This is a genomic window from Hymenobacter nitidus, from assembly GCF_020447315.1.
GTDB lineage: Bacteria > Bacteroidota > Bacteroidia > Cytophagales > Hymenobacteraceae > Hymenobacter > Hymenobacter nitidus.
Window position 1 is genome coordinate 41,331 of record NZ_JAJADQ010000016.1, and the last position, 18,783, is coordinate 60,113.

Below are 18,783 nucleotides of genomic sequence, written 5' to 3' on the forward strand. Positions count from 1 at the left end.
GCTTGCAGTGCCATTCGAGAGCATGATCATAGGAAATGATCTCTAGATTGTGGCCTTACGAACTCTCACAACCCTTTTCGTTAATTTCCTTGACCGATCTTTTTACCTACCAAGACGTTGCCACCGCTACCCTTACTGAGTACGTCTCCTGGTTTCTTGACCCTAGCCATGAGCACTTCAACCAGGTACAGCTACCACCTATCCAGCGGAACTCCGTTTGGAATATTGCGCAGGTAGAGCGCCTCTGGGATTCTCTGCTGCGCGGCTTTCCCGTTGGCAGCATTCTACTGGCTCACCGTGCCAACGGGCAGGCAGCCAGAGCCCTGACCTGCGATCAACAAACCCGCCCCGATCGGGCAGGGTACTTCCTGCTCGACGGCCAACAGCGCACTCGCACGTTGCTGCTGGGATTTAAAGCCACTACGACCAGCCGTCTCTGGATTGACCTGGATCCAGAAATCGTATTCGGAAACGCCGACCAAAATGACCGGAGGTTTCTGCTCCGGCTCCTCACCGGCCACCAACCCTGGGGCATGCGCAGCGACAACCCGGAGGAACGGTTCCATGAGCACGAAAAGCACGAAGCCCGCAAAAAGCTCGTTTACTCCCGCCGCTACGACTACCAGATTTATCCGGTCAAGCAGTCCGAGGACTCTCCTGACACTTCTTGGCCTTTACAGGCTAAAGCTCCAGTACCACTGGATGTGCTCATTGATCGCTGTGGAGGCTGGAAGGGGCCTTTCTCGCGCCCCACCTGGAAGCAGCTCCGCCCCCATATTCCCAAAGCATATACATCGCCTGAAGAAGAGCCGGCGCATCTGGCGGTTGTCCTCAATGCGTTGGAGAATTTATTAGCTGCTAAACCTTCAACGGGCCGTCCCCAGCGTAGTATTCCCCTCTTGTTACATCCCGAAGAAGCGGCGGGTCACGCGCCCGAGGCGGAGCAAGTACCCGATTCTATCGAGGTTCTGTTCCGCCGCGTCAACGCCGGCGGCACCGTTTTGGAGGGCGAGGAGATGGCCTACTCCCTTCTTAAGTCCAGTTGGGACCAGGCGTATGATCTGGTGTCTCAGGTCGTTGACCACGAAGAAGTCGGCTACTTGTTCCCTCCAACGGGGGTAGTAATGGCCGCAACGCGCCTGGCTCGCCGCCAGCAGGGACATCGGCTAGACCTTAGCCCCTCCGTATCGCAGTTTCGTCGCTGGCTGGGACGCACTGGCTCCAATCAGGCGGATGGTGACTTCCTTCAAGCACTGAAGCAACTACTCGTGCCCGGCCCTGATCAGACCCAGGGCTGCTTCACGCAAATCCTGGTGGAATTCTGCCGGCTAGCGCTTTACGATTCCAGCTCTTCTACCGACCCTGGCCTCCCCCGCAAACTGCTGCTGGAACTCAATCCGGTCCTGCTTCATCCCGTTTTGAGTTGGGTGCACGATAATTTGGGCGATACCGCCCGCCTTGCTGCCAACCGTCTGCCCATCCTCCGGTACTTGATGTACCTTCTCATCGTGCGACCCGATGCGCAGAAATTTGCTCGTCAAGCGGGGCAGGTCTTGTCGGAGCAATCGTCCCCATCGGATTTTCCCGATACGGCTATCTACTGTAACTGGCTGCGCAAAGCCGAGGCGCCCGCGTTACCCAATTTCTCCGAGCTAATCCTGCCTCAGCCCGAACACATCTCGAAAGGGTGGTTGAGCAATGCTGAAGAAATGTTCGGCTTATCCGCTACCAGCGACGACCAGCCAGCTGACATCTATCATCAGTTTCGGTCCAGGTTCTGGCACCGGCGCTACCTGCTACTCTGGTTCCAGCGAGCTTACCTAGAGCGTTGGTTCCAGGGATACAATCCTATGCGTCAGGACACCGCTGACACACCCTACGACTACGACCACATCGTGCCGTACTCGCACGCAGTGTGTCAGGGACGGCGTTCTTTGGATCTGGAAGAAAAGGGAGAAGGGGAACAGCGTTTCAACTGGCATCGCTACTTCTACCTTAATTCCTTAGGCAACTACCGGATGTGGCCGGCCTGGGCCAACCGTGCTGACGGAAACGATTGCCATACTAAAAAGCTTCGTTTCGACGCCACGGAGCCGTTGTCCTGTGAGATGTCGCAGGAGCTTATGCTAACCTCCTCCACCGAATATCTGCTGGCTTCTGCTATCCCGCTCACCAACGCCGCCTCTTGGCTTGCCGCTGGCGGCAGACCCAGCTACTGGCCCGCACTGCGTAGGCAGGCATGGATGCAGGCAGTTGAACATCGCGCCAGCAGCCTGTACGACGAGCTATTTGTTGCGCTGGATTTTAGCAGCTGGTACCAGGCAGCTTGCCATCCCGTTGACCAACCCGCCTAGGCTACTTCAGACCCAAATTCAGGGCAGCCTTAGCAGTACTTCCGCTTTTCCCCTATATGTCGTTAACGCAAACTCCACGGTCTAGCACTACCCGCTGGGCCGTATGGACTATTTTTTTAGGAGCCATCTTATCACTGGTTCTCCCCTGGGTTTTGACGCATTTCCATTCCGGGATCAGCTTCGCTGAAACCGGCCCGATCGGCGATACCATTGGCGGCATCACTGGGCCTGTGCTCAACTTTACCGGCCTGCTGGTGGTGTATTTTTCCTTGCGGGAACAATTCCTGTCCAACCAGATCCAAATTCAGCACTTTGCGGAGGAGCAGCAGCGCGGTGCCAATGAAAACACGATCAGCACGGCCTTTAAGATTATCGACGACCTCCGGGCGGAAGCCCGTCGCATTCAAGATCGGTTGCCACTTTATGGTCAAGGTCCTACGGATCTGACTCAATACATTGATCTGCCCGATTTTAAGGAGCCCAATTACCTGCCAGAGCCTAAACTCTTACAATTTCAGCTAACCTTAGATGAGATAGTAACTACCGAGGGCTACGCATTCCAACGCATGGTCATGGATTATTTCCAACGGGTCGGCATTGAAACCAAAGTGCTTCGCGCTACCCTGGATATGCTCCTGTACCTGCTGGTCAACAGCCCGCTGCCGCTAGCCCAGCGCATGCATCTCTACCAGATTGTGCTGGCCTTCTACGAGCCCTTGGTCATTGACCTATTGGGTGGCCTGGAGGTATTCAGCCAGGCACGCCAGCCCATCCAGGAATTAGTCGACGGGGTAGCCGCCCTGCATGGCGACCTGAGCAATGCAAACGAAGCTTTCCTTGACCTGGCAATCCATGACCCGGACGGTAATTGGTAAATCCTGCTTCGCTGATTAAAGTACCTTTGTCTTCTGCAGCAATTAGCCGGGGCCATTTACATGATCATCCAACATCCTCTCAACGACTTTCTTTATAGCCTTTTTCCGGACGCCGAGGTCTTCGGCCAGAACCCGGAGCAGCTCGTTGAGCACCTGACCGACTTCTACACCTTTGGCCCCTACCGCCCCACCGTTACTATCAAGGGGGCAGTGGTGGAAGTAAATATCGATACGAAAGCCATCAGCAGCCAGAAAGCAGAGTACGATAAAGTGCTGCGCCAGTGCGAAGCCCGCCAGTTTCAGCAGGCTCTGCAGCGTCTAAGGCAGCTCATCCAGCAGAATCCCACCGTCTCCGAGTACCACCGCGTGCTGGGCCAGGTGCTCTCCGAGCTGGGCCAGCCCGATGAGGCGCTGGACGCTCTAATTGACGCCCTGCGCTGGGACCCACGCAACGGCTACGCCCTGATCATGGCGGGCAACATCTACGCCCGCCAGAAGGACGACCTGAAATCGGCCAAGACCTTTTACGACCAGGCGCTGGCGGTAAACCCAAAAGACTTTATCGCCATCAACAACATCGGCGGCAACCTGATGCAGTTGGGCCGGGCGCAGGAAGCGGAGCGCTACTTCGAGATTGCGCACGAGATCGAGCCCGACTACCCCAACACGCTCTACGCCCTGGCCATGGTCAGCCAGCAGCGCCGCGATTACGCGTCGGCGTTCTACCAGGCTACCCGGGCCCTGCGCAACGCCCGCCCCGGCGACCCTATCCTGCGGGCCAGCCTGGCGCTGGCCACCGAGACAGCCACCCAGTACCTGAACAGCACCAACACCTTCGCCATTGCCAACGAGTACCAGGAAACGGTCCAGGACCGGGCCGGGCTTGAGATCCGCGTGGACGAGGACCCGCTCATCCCCACGGCCGCCAAGCTGGAAATCGCCGAGAACTATGGCCGCCGCTACCACCAGGTACGCTTCAAGCCCGACTATCCGGCCGTCGAGCACCTGATCATGCACGAAATCGTGCATCTGGACTTCATCCTGCAGGCCCGGGCTGCGGATGGCAACCTGCTGTTCACAACCACCGGCAAGAGCAAGGAGAAGTTCATCCGGGCCGCCGAGCCTCAACTCAAGAAGCTGGCCAAGGCCGGCTTCAAGGAGCAGAACATCACCAGCTACATTGACTCGCTCTTCGAAGGGATGATGCGCCAGATCTACAACCAGCCTCTCGACCTCTTCATCGAGGATTTCCTGTACCGGGAGTACCCCGAGGCCCGGCCCCTCCAGTTCCTGTCCCTGCTCAAGCTGTTGCGCGAAGCAACGGAAGCTGTTCGCAACAAGCAGGCCCAGGAATACTCCCCCCCTGTTGTACACAAGGCCAGCACGGTGCTCAACCTGGTGATGGCCCTGCAATTCCGGGACCTGTTTGGCTACGATGCCCTACCTGACTTCAAAGCCCCGGCCCTGCAGGTGAAGGAAGCCGAGCGGCTGTGGACGGAGTACCAAGAATACCGGGCCGACCGCCAGCCCGGCGAGGAATACGAGATGGTGCAGCACTGGGGCGAGGACTTGGGGCTGGCCGCTTATTTCGAGCTGAAGGACGAAGAGACGGTTCGCCGGGAGCAGCCGACCACGCCAACTGGCGAGGCAACTACCCTGGCTCCTACTGACGAGCCTGCTGGGCAGGAGTCCCCGGAGGATCTTCTAGCACGGATCGAGCGGGACCCGTTAAACCTGGATGGACCGGAGCCCGCTGATGCCCACCAGGGCCGGATGTCCTTTGCCGACAGCCCCGCCGGCGGTATGGCCGTTATGTTCTACTGCCTGGACTGGCTCAAGCACTTCGACGGCAAGTCGCGCCAGCAGGTGCAGGACATCACCTTCGAGATTGCTATGCTGGGCCGCTCCGGCCTGGACCCTAAGGACTCCGCCCAGAAATACAATCTGGCCTCGGTACCGGGCAAAAAGTATTCCGCCCTGCACCTGCTCACCGGCATGTACACCGGCTTCCAGCAGCTGGACCCCAGCCTGGATACCGGGCTGGACTTTGGCAAGGAGCTGGAAATGGCCCGGGCCATGCACAAGGGCAAGGATGAGTAGCCCCATCGACGAGCTATTGGAACAGCTGCGCCAGTTCCGCGACGAGCGGGACTGGGAACAGTTTCACAACGCCAAGGACCTGGCGCTGGCCTTGAGCATCGAGGCCGCCGAGCTCAACGAGCAGTTCCTGTGGAAGACGGCCGAGCAGGCGAATCCCGACAAGGTTCGGGAGGAGCTCGCCGACGTGCTGCTCTACGCTTTTCAATTGGCCGACAAATACGGCTGGGACATTGCCGAGCTGATGCGCGAGAAGCTAGCCCGCAACGCGGAGAAGTATCCGGCCGACAAAGCGAAAGGATCAGCCACCAAGTATGACCAACTGTCATGATAGCTGCCGAATCCTTATTGGCTTGTGCTTAAAGCAGTGGGATTAAAAATTCCCTTAGCCTATTTGCCAATGCTTTTTTACTCTTGCCAAGCTCTCGGGGTGGAGTTCCTTTTCGTCGTTCAATGTGATTGCCTGCGCAAACGCCAGCTGCTGGCCGGCGTTGGTTTTCTGGAGGGTGCTCGCACGATCTAACTCCCCTAAGACGGCAAACCCAACGAGCAAGAACTTTTCCACCGGGCTGGTGGGGGTCGATTCCTAGTTCCAGGGTCTTAAAGCGGATACCAAGTTAGTGGGTGCGGTTAGCTTAATTTACTAAGAGTGTGTGCACCGGCAACGGATACTCCCGTTGCGGCTGACAACACTCACGCCCGTGCTTCCGTGCGGGCAGCGGCAGCTTCTGGTGGCATCAGCGACTAAGCTTTTTACTGCTGGGGCAATCAAGCCTACTTCTTCGGCGGCAATGGTCGCCACCGCCGCTTTAGGCTGAACCTGAATCGCTACTACTTCATACTTCCCTCCCTGGTGTTGGTCCTGTAAGTGCTGGTTGATGAGCTCCAACAAGGGAAGCTTTTTCAAGAGATCTTGCACCTCGTGCTGCTGCTCGGCGGTGAGTCTGGCCATACGATTTATCAGGTTAATGATGGATTAAAAGTTGACGGTGAGCAGAACGGAATCCGCCACCCGGGTTTTAAGGCCATTCGCGTCGAGCACTGTGCCCCGGACTTTGATGGTTGTGCCAAGTGGGTAGGCTGGGGCCGCATAGATTGTACTTACTCGGGACGTGTCGTTCGACTGGAGCTGGTTATTGCGAAACCGTCCGTTGGCCCGGGCGCCGCTGGGTAGAAAATCTTCAAACAAGACCCGGTTGCCCGTCGACACGTTTCTTCGCTGTGCATTACGCAGCGTACCCAAGAGCCGCACTTCACCGGTATAGTTAGTTCCCAAGCCGAAGCGGCTTGGCTCAATAACCAGGGATGCGGGTACTGAAGGGGTGGCTTCGATAACGTCCTTCAGCGCGTACTCCTGCACGGGGCTGTCGTACTCGAGTTGGGCGGTCACCTCAACGGAGCCGGGCTGCAGGGGCATGCGCAAGGTCGCCTTAGCGATCAGCTCGCCGTTGATGAACTCGGCTTTGGCCGTGTACTTGGCTGTGCCTGCCGGGGAAAACAATCCCTTCCCAGCGGTGAACACCACGTTGCGCCGATCCGCACTGGTTTCGGGCGGCAGTTTCACGCTAACCTCCGCCGTAGATTGCCCATCAGCTTCCAAGGTGCGGGGGCTCACGGTAAAAGCTTGTAGCACGTCCCCCACAGGTACATCTTTTTCGCACCCGGCCAGAAGGCCGGATGTGAGGAATAGAATAGCGAGCTTTTTCATTTAAATAGAAGGGAAGTGACATCCTTCAGCCCTTGGATGAAATCAATGTCGGTGGAGAGGGACAGGTACATGCCTGGCGTAACGACCTTGTTGGACGTCTCCGGGTGCTTGGAAGTGCGCTTGAGCAGGGCCAGCCCGCCGCTGACCTTGAATGCCCGCCGGAACCGGTAGGCCGGCCCGACTAGGAGCGACATGTTGTTGTACAGGTTATCAAACTCACTGTTGGGCAGCGCACCCAGCGTAAAGCCTAGATTAAGCGAGAGGTGCTGCCAGACTGAGTTGCGCGTTACGATGCCGTAATCCGGTCCATACCCCTGCGAGTCATTGCCTCCGGTCTTTAAGGGCGGGTCAAAGTCTTTGGGAAACCGATTACGCCGCGTGTTTTTGTCGATTGGGCGGAAGTAGACGTTTACACCCCAGTACAAGCGTGGTAGGTACACCAACTCATCACGGAGATTAGGCACAGCTATGTTGGTCAGACCAGCATCAAGGAAAAGGACGTTGCCCCCAGCAGTCTTCAAGTCACTGGCCACCGTGCCACCGACCAGCGTAGTGCTTTGCAGTATTTTATCCGTCTTATCAATTAAGCTTTGGATGGTTTTCCCGCCACTCGCCAGTCGTCCGTAATTTTTGCGCATCCCAGCGCGTATGTCTGAGACGACCTGCCGGGCGCTTCTTAAGACGACTGGCACAGGCGTGCTGCCACTGACAATTGCCGCGTCTACCAGCTGCTGCAAACTATCGCAGTAAGCGATGTTCGCTTCCAGGTTTTGTAAGCGCCTGTGCAAATATTCCATCTCCGTAGGCTGGTCCTGATACACTCTGGTGACATTAAGTAGCCCGAGTTGCATATCTCGGTAGCGAGTACCGGCAAGCAGTTCCAGGCCGTCCCCTACCCGCTTGAATCCGAGCTTCGCCATCTTGACCGCAACGCCCATCGCCTGGATTTGCGCTTGGGTAAGTGGTGCCGCGACGTCAAACTTCGCTGGGTTGGATAAACGGGTGTAAACGGTATCCAGGGTAGCCTGGTAGAAGGTGCTATACTCAGCGTAATCGAAGTCCAGCGCCGTTCGTTGCAGGTCGGCGTTGAGGACTTGGCCTTCCAACTGCTCGTACTTGCGCTTGGCAACCGGTTCCTTTTTCTTTTCGGCCACACGGGCCGCGTCGGTCTTGCTTTGCTGTAGTAACGCATTCACATCGAGAAGCGCGGTCGAGTTATCCGGCGAGAACTTCTGTATAATCTCAATGTCAAATACCTTGTTGGGTTTTAGAGGGGGAAAGAAGATGTCGATGCCCGTAGCAGTAACGTGATAGGTTAAGGCCACGTCTTTCACAGCGCGCAAAGTCCTGGCTGGCTTAGCCGCTGCCTTGATTTCCTCAGCTGTTAGAGGCACCCCATCGGCAGCCTTAGCTTTCGCCTCCAAGGTAAACTGAACTTCCTCCACAGCTTTCTGCTTACTCGTAAGCCCCTCCCCTGTCGCAGGGTCAATAACGGTCATGACCAGTTGCCGCCTGCCGTGCGCATACCTGGACTCGTAAGCATGTACGTCCAGCACGTCTTTGACCGTCAGGTGCTCGATAGTTAGGGTAAAGGATCGGTCAAACGGAATAGGCTTATCGGTTTTGTGGGTCAGGTAATCATACTTTATAAGGCCCTCAGAATCATAAGGTGTCTGGCCCCAAGCGCCCAATGCGCAAAACATCCATATAGACAGAAATAGGGTGTATCTCATAAAGTAGAAGCGTTTTTATATGAATATATAAACAAAATATTGGCGTGCAACTCTTGACGCGTCTCAAGGCAGTGGCAAATCAGGCATCGCTGACACATATAGCAGCACCTGTTAGAGATGGCTTTAGAATGATCGTTGCTAAACTAATAGGTGCAATTGCAGATAAGTAATATAGGCGGCTACAAGGCCCGCTTCTGCTATGGTTGAGATAGCACTTTCTTGGACGACCCTGGATTGGCTGACGGATGCTACCAGCATACCCTGATTAAAATGACCTCACGCGTTCAGGGAATAATATGGACGTGTGCTTATCCTCCCTCACAATAAAACGGCTCACCTCCTAAAACACCATGTGTTTAACATGGCGACAAGTAGAGATCGACGCCATACCCTTATTATCTGTGACCCGAACTTGCTTTCTATGGGCGCATCAACGCTTCGGTGCAAGATTAATTTAAAAGCTTATATGTATAGCAAGTCGCTGAATTTTAAATCTTAAGGTCGATTACACCCCTGAGCTGCCTTTGAATTTGATCGATAAAAGCAAGGATGGCAACCTGTGCTTCCCCCCTCTACCCTTCAGGTATTTCCGTGCATTAATTAGCTTCAGATTGGTACCTTGAGTCCGCATTTGCCTGTATTCAAGCTGACGTGATATTTACGATTGATACTTTCTGCGACCGCGTAGAGTCCGACATGAACGGGCTGATTGACGAGCTCATGTATACCACGGGTCGTGATACGCCCGCCGAGCGACAAGCCTGGCAGAAATCCCTGCCCCGGATGTCCGTAGTGCTGGCGCAGGCCCAGCAGCTCAATCAAAAAATCAAGGGCGCACACCTATACCTGGGCAGCGTTACGCTGGAATACAAGCTGCCCGCCGCCTCGGCCTGGTGCGACGTCGTGCTACTCGGGCGCAATGCCCAGGGCCAGGCGCAAGTAGTCATTGTAGAGCTCAAGGACTGGGACACCAAGGATGACGAGCCGGGCGTGAGCGAGGCCCTGATTCGCCACCACGGCCAGGATCGCCTGCACCCCTCCGATCAGGTGCGCGGCTATACGCTCTACTGCCAGCGCTTCCACTCGGCCGTGCACGCCTACCAGGCCCAGGTAGACGGGTGCGTGTACTTTACGACTACGACCAGCGTAGCAGCCTACACCCAGCCACCGCACACTTCGCTAACCAGCACCTACCCGGTATTCAGTGCCGGCAAGGACGTGGGCACGCTCGCTGGCCACCTGGCTGGCCTGCTGCAGGAGTCTGACGAGCAGTTTGCCCACGACTTTGAGCGCGGCACCTACAAGCAGGACCGCAACATGCTGCGGCAGGTCGCCAGCTCCCTGCGCAATACATCTTCCCGGCCCTTTGAGCTGCTGGACAAGCAGCGGCTCGGCTACGAGCTGGCCCTGCAGACCATCGAGCAGGCCAGCCAGCAGCCGAAGCAGAAGCACGTGGTGCTGGTGCTGGGCCCGCCCGGCTCGGGCAAGTCGGCCCTGGCCACCAACCTGTGGGTGGAAGCCGCCCTGCGTCACAACGCGCGCGGCAATGTTGCCTTCGTGACGACCTCCAGCTCGCAGAAGACGAACATGAAGCACGTGTTCGACGCCGCCAGTAAAATCACCGGGGCCCAGTTCCATGTGCTGCCCGCTAACCAGTTCAATCCCGGCCTCTACGGCAAGCAGGTAAAGCAGCTGCAGGGCGAGGGCTACACCATGAAGCCCTTCTCCTGGCGCGAGAACCTGAAGGTGCTGCGGCAGGAGATCGGGGACTTCAAGACGCCCGACGACATGAACTTCCTCTCGGTGGTCGACGAAGCGCACGCCCTGATCAACCCCGAAGGGCACGACATCGGCTTCTCCGCCGGCTGGTGCCTGCAGGCCGGCCCTCAGGCCTGGCACATCATGCGCTGCTCCCAGGTCAGCGTGTTCCTGCTCGACGCCAAGCAGAGCTACCGCGACAACGAAACCACCACCCCGGCCGACCTGGAGCGCTTCGCCCAGGACTTCGGGGCTCAGGTGCACACGGTCGATTTGAGCGGGGCGCAGTACCGCTGCGGCGGCTCCACCGAGTATGTGGAGTGGATGGAGGGCTTGTTTGGTATCCATGACGAGCCGACCACCCTGGACTGGCGCCAGACGCCGGCCAGGCCGGATGCGCCGTTCGGGCTACAGCTGGTGGACTCGCCCACGGAGTTGGAGTCCGTGCTCGGCCAGCACCACGCTGATGGGCAGCTGGTGCGGTTGCTTTCCAGTTACTCAGTGGAATGGAAAACCAAGAAGGCCACCGACGTGCACGGCGTCGCGCCTCAACACCAGGACTTCTACCTCTCCTACCTTGATTCCAGCGGCCAGCGCCAGTCCTGGTCCCGGCCCTGGAACTACGCCCCGGCCGAGGACTACACACTGTACGTGCAGGCTCCGGAAGGGTCAAGAATGCACCAGAACCCACTGGCCGAAGTGGGCTGCCCCTACGTCGTGCGGGGGTTTGACTTTGACTACATCGGCCTGCTCTGGCTCAATGACTTAATTTGGCGAGAGGGCCGGTGGATGGTCGATCCGGAGCACGTGCACGAAACCGCTTTTGCCAGCACCAAGTCCAAGAAGGCCTTGAAGCAAGCCGACGGGCTGGATCAGCTCCTGCTGGCCGTGCTCAAAGGCTACCGCATTCTGCTGACCCGCGCCACCAAGGGCGTGTATCTCTACGTGCAGGACGCCCAGACCCGGGCCCACCTGCAGCAGTTGCTGGCCGATGCAGACCACTGAGCTGCTGACCTACCTGGAGCGGGAAAAGGAGCTGGTAGAGGCCGACATTCGGCAGATTGACGCCATGGGCCTGCCCGAGCGGGTGCAGCGCGGCCTAGCCGTTGTGAACCTGCGGCCGCTGCGCCAGGAAGGCGTGGAGGTCTTGCTGGCCTGCGAGGAGAACCTCACGCGCTGGAAGCCCGGCGACTGGGTGGAGATCAGCCTGAACGGGCGCTGGAGCACGGCCACGATCGCCGAGAACGGCTTCAGCGAGATTCTGGTGCTGCTGCATGCCTACTTCGACGTGCGGCCGGATACGCAGATCGTGCTGCAGTCCAACAAGAGCCAGCTGCTGGATCCCATCATTCAATCGGTGCGCCGACTGGAGCCGGGCGCGCCCGGGGCTGCCTTCCTAGACCTGCTCTGGGGTGAGCGCAAGATCAACCCCCAGCAGTTCGGGGGACTGGAGCTGAGTGAGGAGCAATTAGCGGCCGTGGCCAGCCAGCTCAACGAGTCGCAGCGGCGGGTGGTGCGCCGGGGCACGCGTCGCCCTTCCCTGCTGGCCGTGCAGGGCCCGCCCGGCACGGGGAAGACCCACGTGCTGGCGCTCACGGCCCAGCAGCTGGCCCGCAAGAAGCAGCGCATCGTGGTGCTGGCTCACACCCATCAGGCCGTCAACAACTGTCTGAACGCCATCCGCGCCCTGGATTCTCAGTTGAGCGTGTTCAAGATCGGCGAGGTGCTCAAAGCGGAAGGGCTGGACGAGTCCATTCCCAGCTTGCCTTACGCCGAGTTTCAGCGCCTATACAAGCAGAAGAAGCGGCCGGAGTTCTGCGTGATCGGCATGTCTTACTACGCGGCCCTCGTGCATCTGGGGCTGCGTGCGACGGGCTTTGCGCCCACGGTCGTGCTGGTGGATGAGGCCGGGCAGATTCCGCTTACCTACGGGCTGGCGGTGGGCTCACTCGGGGCGGGCTCGGTCATGCTCTTTGGGGACGACGCCCAGATGCCGCCCATCTACCACCCCGGCCTGGTCAGTGACCCGCTGTCCCGCTCCCTATTTGAGCAGGTCCGGCAGATGCAGCCCGAAGCCGTGGTTGCCCTCGACACCACCTATCGACTGAACGCGCCGCTGAGCAACCTTATCGGGACGCTCTACTACCGGGACGCTGACACCCTAACGTCCTTTCTTAAATCGGCTCCCGCCGCCCAGGGCCACCGGCTGCGTTTGGCGCTGCCAGCGACAATTCCAGCCCCCATCGCCCGGGTACTCCGGCCGGAAGCTTCCCTGATCTGGGTAAACAATGCCACCGAGGAACCTTGTGAGCAGGAAAACCTACCCGAAGCGCAGGCCATTGCGGAATTGGTGGCCATCAGCCTGGCAGCCGGGCTGCCGGCCCGGGAAATAGCGGTGGTGGCGCCCTTCCGCCGGCAGGTCCTGGCCATTCGGCAGGCGCTGCGCCTGCGCTTGGATGCAGTACCCAAAGAGCTCATTGTCGATACCGTCGAGCGCGTGCAGGGGGCCAGCGTGGAGCTGATTCTGGTTTCATTCGCCGCCAACAGCCCTGAGTACCTGCGCCTGGTCCGCCGCTTTCTGCTGCTGCCCAACCGCCTGAACGTGGCCCTGAGCCGGGCCCGCGCCAAAGCAGTCTTCTTCGTCAGCGATGCGCTGCTGGAACTGGCTCCCGCCGATGCCTTGCGCAGCCAGCTGGCCTACCTGCGCGAGTCGAGCGATGAGTACCTCCCCCTGTCCGAATTACGCTACCTATCCAATCCCAGCTAATGCGACTGTACGCCGGCAGCTCCGCCGAATTTATCACGGCCACGGCCCACCAGGCCATCGTGGGCCTGCTCAAGCAGGCCTACTTTGAGCAGTACCGCGACCAGGCCCGCGAAGGCGAGATCCTGTCCTGGCAGAACAGCCTGCAGGCCGTCAGTGAGGTATTCCAGCAGGCCGGCTTGCTGGACCACGGCGTGCTGCTGGAGTACCAGTTGCCCCTGACCTCCAAGCGGCTGGACTGCCTGATCTGCGGCACGGACATCCGTCAGGAGCCGCGGGCCGTCATCATCGAGCTCAAGCAGTGGTCGCGCACAGAGCCGTCGGCGGGGCAGCACGAGGTGGTTACCTGGCTGGACGGCGCTAAAAAGGATGTGCTGCACCCTTCGGCGCAGGTGGGGCAGTACCGCAGCTACCTGCGCGAGGTGCACACGGCCTTCAACGGCGAGTCCGACCGCATCAAGCTGCACGCCTGCTCCTACCTGCACAACTACCACTTCGGGGCCGCTGACGCGGTGCTGGCACCCAAGTTTTATCGTCTGCTGGAATCCTTCCCGGTATTTGGCCAGCAGCAGCGCACGGAACTGGGTGACTTTTTGCAGCGGCGCCTGGGCGGCGGGCAGGGCTTGGAGCCCCTGCGGCGCATTGAGCAGGGACGCTACGCGCCCAGCAAGAAGCTGCTGGATCACGTGGTCAGCCTCATCGATACGGACGCGACCTACGTGCTGCTGGATGAGCAGATGCTGGTCTACGACCAGGTGTTTGCCGCCGTGCTGGCCGCACGCGAGTCGGGCCAGAAAACGGCTATCCTGGTCAAGGGCGGTCCCGGCACGGGCAAGTCGGTCGTGGCCCTGAACCTTCTGGCCGATCTAATGAGCCAAGGCTACAAAGCGCACTATGCCACCGGCTCCAAGGCCTTTACCGAGACGCTGCGCGACAAATTCGGCTGGCGGGGCCGCTCCTTCTTCACCTATTTCAATGCCTACGCTACTGCCCCGGAGAACGCGCTGGACGTGCTGCTCTGCGACGAGGCCCACCGCATCCGCTCCTCCAGCGTGGACCGGTTTACGGCGGCTGATAAGCGCAGCGGGCTCAACCAGGTGCAGGAATTACTGCGCGCAGCCATGGTCACGGTGTTTTTTCTCGACGACTTTCAGCGGGTGCGCCCCGGCGAGATCGGCTCCTACGACATGCTGCGCCAGCAAGCCGTGCAGGCGGGGGCCGTGGTGAAAGAGCACGAGTTGGAAGCGCAGTTTCGCTGCAGCGGCTCCTCGGGCTTTATCAATTGGCTGGACAATACCCTAGGCATTAAGCGGACGGCCAATGTGCTCTGGGGCACGGGTGAGGGCTATGATTTCCGGATCCTGCCCACCCCGATGGCCGTGGAGGACCTGCTGCAAGAGCAACTGCAGCAGGGTCACACGGCCCGCATGGTCGCCGGCTTCTGCTGGCCCTGGTCCGAGCCAACCGACGAAGGCTACCTGGTGGAAGACGTGGTGATTGAGCAGCCGGGCATCAGCTACCGACGACCGTGGAATGCTAAGTCGACGAAGAAGCGTCTGGCTCCCGGTATTCCCAAGTCCTCGCTCTGGGCCACCGAACCGGGCGGATTTGAGCAGGTGGGGTGCGTGTTTACGGCCCAGGGCTTCGAGTTTGACTACGTGGGTGTCATCGTGGGTCGCGACCTAACCTACCGGTTTGCCCAGCAGTCCTGGATGGCCAACAGCCAAGCGACGCACGACAGCTCCCTGAAGCAGAGCCGGCTCACCGATCAGGAGCGGGTGGAGTTCTTCCGCAATACCTACAAGGTACTGATGACCCGGGGCATGAAGGGCTGCTACGTGTATTTTGAAGATGAGGAGACGGGCCAGTTCTTTCGCAGCCGCATGGAAGCCTCATGATTAATGCTGTATTGACCACCTCTTGGGCCTTCTCTGTCCACAAGCCTCTATATCCTCTAATTAAAGAAGGAAACTCTTGATCATCAGGAGTCATGTGGCGAATATTGACGGCCAAACTGGAGTTGAACTGTGGGGAAACAGCTCTTTATCAATGAGTAAAAAATGCGTATTCGTCAACTTACTTAACTGGGAGAAGTAATTTGGTGTTGCGAATAAGCTGCTGTTTCTGACACCGTACAGTGCACGTAAAAGCTAGTATTAAGCATCTCCGCTGGTCATAAAAAACGGCTACTTTAGCGGTCTTGAAGTTTCGACCTTCTGCGAGTAGCGCGGCAAAAAATTCTAATTCCAAGAATACGGTTTTGGTGACCAATGCTTGACCCAATAGCAGGAAAAGGAAGCCAGGAACGATATACCCTTCGCTTTTTGCCAATTAGCTATGTCTTCTTATTTCCTGGATCGTCACATTGCCATCCGCTACCCGCTTGCAATTCCAGCTATAGAAGGCATCCAAGAAGCTAAAAATGGGCTTCGGGATTCCCAGATTGGGGCTTTGGGGGCAATATCAGCCCATTTTGTTTTGAAAGAAACACCAGCGGTGGTTACCATGCCCACAGGCTCGGGAAAAACGGCTGTGTTAATGCTGACGCCATTCCTGCTGCGGGCAACCAGGGTCTTGGTCATTACTCCCTCCCGGCTGGTTAGAAGCCAAATCCACGACGATTACAAAGATTTGGCCGTCTTGCGTAAAATTGGTGCCCTCGACGCCGTCCAAGTGCCTGCCGCAGATAATCCCAGAGTTCACGAAGTGGAAGGGTACGTTAAAACCGAGGCCGACTGGCTCGCCATGGACCAGTATGACGTCGTCGTGAGCACACCCAACAGCGTGAGTCCGGCCATTAAAGACGTGGCAAGGGTACCCGAGGGATTGTTTGACTTGATTCTGGTAGACGAGGCGCACCACAGTGCAGCCGGCAGTTGGCAGGCCATTCTGGATTCCCTACCAAGTGCCAAAAAGATCCTGTTCACGGCGACCCCGTTTCGGCGCGACAAAAAGGAAATCAAGGGCGACTTCATCTTTTCTTATCCACTCCGAAAATCCTTCGAGAGCAACGTATTCGGTCAGGTTAAATTTGAGGCCGCTGCCGAATATGGTTTTGCAAGTTCCGACCTGGCCATTGCTACAAAAGCCGCCGAGATCTTTGCTGAAGACCGGCGTAACAACTTGAAACACTATATCATGGTCCGCACGGATCGTAAGTCCCGGGCGAAGGAGCTTCATGAACTCTACACCAAAAACACGAGCTTAAAGCTGCGGCTCATTCACAGTGGCTTAACGTACGGCTACATCAAACAGACCATCACCAAGCTGAAGAAGGGCGAGTTGGATGGCATCGTGTGCGTCAATATGCTGGGAGAAGGATTTGACTTTCCTAATCTAAAGATCGCGGCAGTACATACGCCCCATAGATCGCTGGAAGTCACCCTGCAGTTTATCGGTCGGTTTGCCAGAACCAACAGCTCGGACATTGGGCTGGCAAAGTTTGTCGCCCTGCCCAACGAGATTGAGGATGAAATCGGCAAGCTTTATAAGGAGGGGGCTGTTTGGCAGGACATCATTCAGAATCTGAGCGCCTCCCGTATCGATGAGGAGATGGTTACGAGGGAAATGCTCAGCCAATTCAATGCCCCTACCGAATCCACGGAAGAGACGGTCGACATTTCGCTATATAGTCTGAAGCCGTTTCTGCACGTCAAAATCTATGCGCCGGCCTTCACTCCAGATCTAGAGCGCGAGATTGACTTCCCCAGCACCAACAAGCTGGTCTACCGCAGTTACAGCCCCGAGCTTTCCGCCACCATCATTGTCACCCAGGAGAAGCAATCCCCCAAGTGGACCACCTTGGATGTATTTGACACGATCAAGTACAACTTGCTAATCCTCTACTGGAACGAAGAGCACCGATTGCTTTTCATAAATTCCAGCGCCAAAAGTGATGATTTATACGAATTGGTCAGTGAATCTATAATCGGAGCTGTAACGAAAGGGTTGCCAATGTCCGACATTGTAAAAGTGACGGCCGGCATCTCCGAGACCAAGTTTTACCACGTCGGAATGCGTAAAACGCAGGACAGCGTCACTTCGAATTCCTACTTGGTCTATTCCGGACCGAACGCTTCCAAGTCGGTCACTAAAACCGATGGCAAGAACTATCAGCGAGGCCACGTATTTGGGGGCGGCTCGGAAGCAGGCAAGCCGGTGACTATTGGCTACAGTAGCAGCAGCAAAGTATGGAGTTTGAAGTACATCCAAGTGCCTAGCTTGGTGAACTGGTGTAAGTCTCAGGCTGAGAAGATTCGTACGGCCCTTGACCATACCACGAACTCTGGGCTCGACCACCTGTCAACGCCGATCACCGTTGACTCCTTGCCGCATAACATCATATCGGCTCGCTGGAATGACATTTCATATGTCAAACCCGTTGAATTGGCTTTTGAGGATGCATCGGGCACAGCGGTCAGAGTTCCACAACTAGAGGTTGAATTGGAGGTTGATTTAACCCGAACAACGACAACTGAAGTTGTGATTCGACTGCTCCACGACAATTTTGAAGCAGAGGTTGGCTTCTCACTCAGCCACCCAGAGATGTTCTATCCTCTGAGCGCGAATGCCAGTGATGTTTTTCTGGTAAGCGGTAATCAAAGGGCGACCTTGCTGGAGAGACTGCGCACTCGTCCCATTCAATTATTCACGGCGGACTTTGCCCGATTGAATGGAAACCAATTGTCTAAAAAGGACGCAGCAAGCTTAGTCACTTTTGATATCGCACAAATTGCCCCCTACGATTGGGAAAACGCCAAAGTCGATACCAGCAAAGAGTACGATGGAGCTAAACATGGGTATATCTCCATCCACGATCATTTAAAACAGGTCTACGCAGCCTCCCCGACCGATTTTGATGTTGTGTTGTATGACCATGGAAGCGGAGAAACAGCCGATTTTGTCCTTTTCAAGGACACAGGTAAGTTGATCACCATTGAACTGGTGCATTGCAAGGCTACCAAAGCTAAGAAGGCGGGTGAGCGGGTAGGTGACGTGTATGAAGTGTGTGCCCAGGTCACCAAGTCCATCAAGTGGACAGAGGAGCCTCGCACCCTGTTAAAGAATCTCAAGCGTAGATTTCGCAAGGATCCCAGTCGATTTATGATCGGCGATGCCTCTGTTTTTGACACCATAGAAGACCGCATATTAGCTGTTGGCTCTATCTATACTATCACCTTGGTACAACCCGGCATATCCAAGTCGGAACTGACAACAACGACTGGCAATGTGTTAGCAGCTGCCAACGACTACATTGTGCACAACAACTGCGAACCAATGAAAGTGATTGGCGCAGCTTAATCTTAGAAGTACTACTTCCTTAATTTTTTGCTACCATTTCTACTTACGCGACACAGCGTTGTCCGCAAGCGAAGCTTTGCGCGCCACCTCGACCTGTTCCTTACCACGAGCTACCTGCGGAGCAGGGACGGGAGTATAGGGCACATTAGCCAGGACGAATACTGTCACTTTCAGCCGGCAGCAGAGGAACTAG

General features: G+C 57.2%; 11 protein-coding genes. 8 read left to right on the forward strand and 3 right to left on the reverse strand.

The genetic code is table 11. From position 1 onward, the window contains the following. Positions 1 to 89: 89 nt before the first annotated feature. The 4 genes from LGH70_RS22415 to LGH70_RS22430 all read left to right on the forward strand — a co-directional run bounded on the left by LGH70_RS22415 (position 90) and on the right by LGH70_RS22430 (position 5,657). Positions 90 to 2,354, forward strand: coding sequence for a DUF262 domain-containing protein (locus tag LGH70_RS22415; protein WP_226190184.1), 2,265 nt, complete (start codon positions 90 to 92; stop codon positions 2,352 to 2,354). Between the two features lie 152 nt (positions 2,355 to 2,506). Continuing rightward, positions 2,507 to 3,229, forward strand: a complete 723-nt coding sequence (locus LGH70_RS22420) for a hypothetical protein (RefSeq protein WP_226190192.1) — start codon at positions 2,507 to 2,509, stop codon at positions 3,227 to 3,229. A gap of 60 nt (positions 3,230 to 3,289) precedes the next feature. After that, positions 3,290 to 5,329 (forward strand): tetratricopeptide repeat protein, encoded by a 2,040-nt coding sequence (locus LGH70_RS22425; RefSeq protein WP_226190194.1) that lies wholly within the window; start codon positions 3,290 to 3,292, stop codon positions 5,327 to 5,329. Further along, positions 5,322 to 5,657 (forward strand): nucleotide pyrophosphohydrolase, encoded by a 336-nt coding sequence (locus LGH70_RS22430; RefSeq protein ID WP_226190196.1) that lies wholly within the window; start codon positions 5,322 to 5,324, stop codon positions 5,655 to 5,657. The genes LGH70_RS22425 and LGH70_RS22430 overlap by 8 nt, the downstream gene beginning before the upstream one ends. A 312-nt stretch (positions 5,658 to 5,969) precedes the next feature. On the opposite strand, the gene LGH70_RS22435 is transcribed toward LGH70_RS22430, so the two are convergent. The 3 genes from LGH70_RS22435 to LGH70_RS22445 are packed head-to-tail and all read right to left on the reverse strand — an operon-like array spanning position 5,970 to position 8,767. Next, on the reverse strand, positions 5,970 to 6,278 hold the full coding sequence (locus LGH70_RS22435) for a hypothetical protein (RefSeq protein WP_226190198.1): 309 nt from the start codon (positions 6,276 to 6,278) through the stop codon (positions 5,970 to 5,972). 24 nt (positions 6,279 to 6,302) lie between these two features. Further along, entirely contained in the window at positions 6,303 to 7,034 is a 732-nt protein-coding gene (locus LGH70_RS22440; RefSeq protein WP_226190200.1) for a hypothetical protein, read from the reverse strand. Beyond that, entirely contained in the window at positions 7,031 to 8,767 is a 1,737-nt protein-coding gene (locus tag LGH70_RS22445) for a hypothetical protein (protein ID WP_226190202.1), read from the reverse strand. Before LGH70_RS22445 ends, LGH70_RS22440 begins: the two co-directional genes overlap by 4 nt. Positions 8,768 to 9,418: 651 nt before the next feature. Here LGH70_RS22445 and LGH70_RS22450 point away from each other — a divergent pair. The 4 genes from LGH70_RS22450 to LGH70_RS22465 all read left to right on the forward strand — a co-directional run bounded on the left by LGH70_RS22450 (position 9,419) and on the right by LGH70_RS22465 (position 18,590). Continuing rightward, positions 9,419 to 11,530, forward strand: coding sequence for a DNA/RNA helicase domain-containing protein (locus tag LGH70_RS22450; RefSeq protein WP_226190204.1), 2,112 nt, complete (start codon positions 9,419 to 9,421; stop codon positions 11,528 to 11,530). Then, complete coding sequence (locus tag LGH70_RS22455; RefSeq protein ID WP_226190206.1) at positions 11,517 to 13,292, forward strand: DEAD/DEAH box helicase; 1,776 nt, start codon at positions 11,517 to 11,519, stop codon at positions 13,290 to 13,292. Before LGH70_RS22450 ends, LGH70_RS22455 begins: the two co-directional genes overlap by 14 nt. Then, on the forward strand, positions 13,292 to 15,187 hold the full coding sequence (locus LGH70_RS22460; RefSeq protein WP_226190208.1) for a DUF2075 domain-containing protein: 1,896 nt from the start codon (positions 13,292 to 13,294) through the stop codon (positions 15,185 to 15,187). Before LGH70_RS22455 ends, LGH70_RS22460 begins: the two co-directional genes overlap by 1 nt. A gap of 439 nt (positions 15,188 to 15,626) precedes the next feature. Further along, positions 15,627 to 18,590, forward strand: coding sequence for a DEAD/DEAH box helicase (locus LGH70_RS22465; protein WP_226190210.1), 2,964 nt, complete (start codon positions 15,627 to 15,629; stop codon positions 18,588 to 18,590). The last annotated feature ends 193 nt before the right edge of the window (positions 18,591 to 18,783 follow it).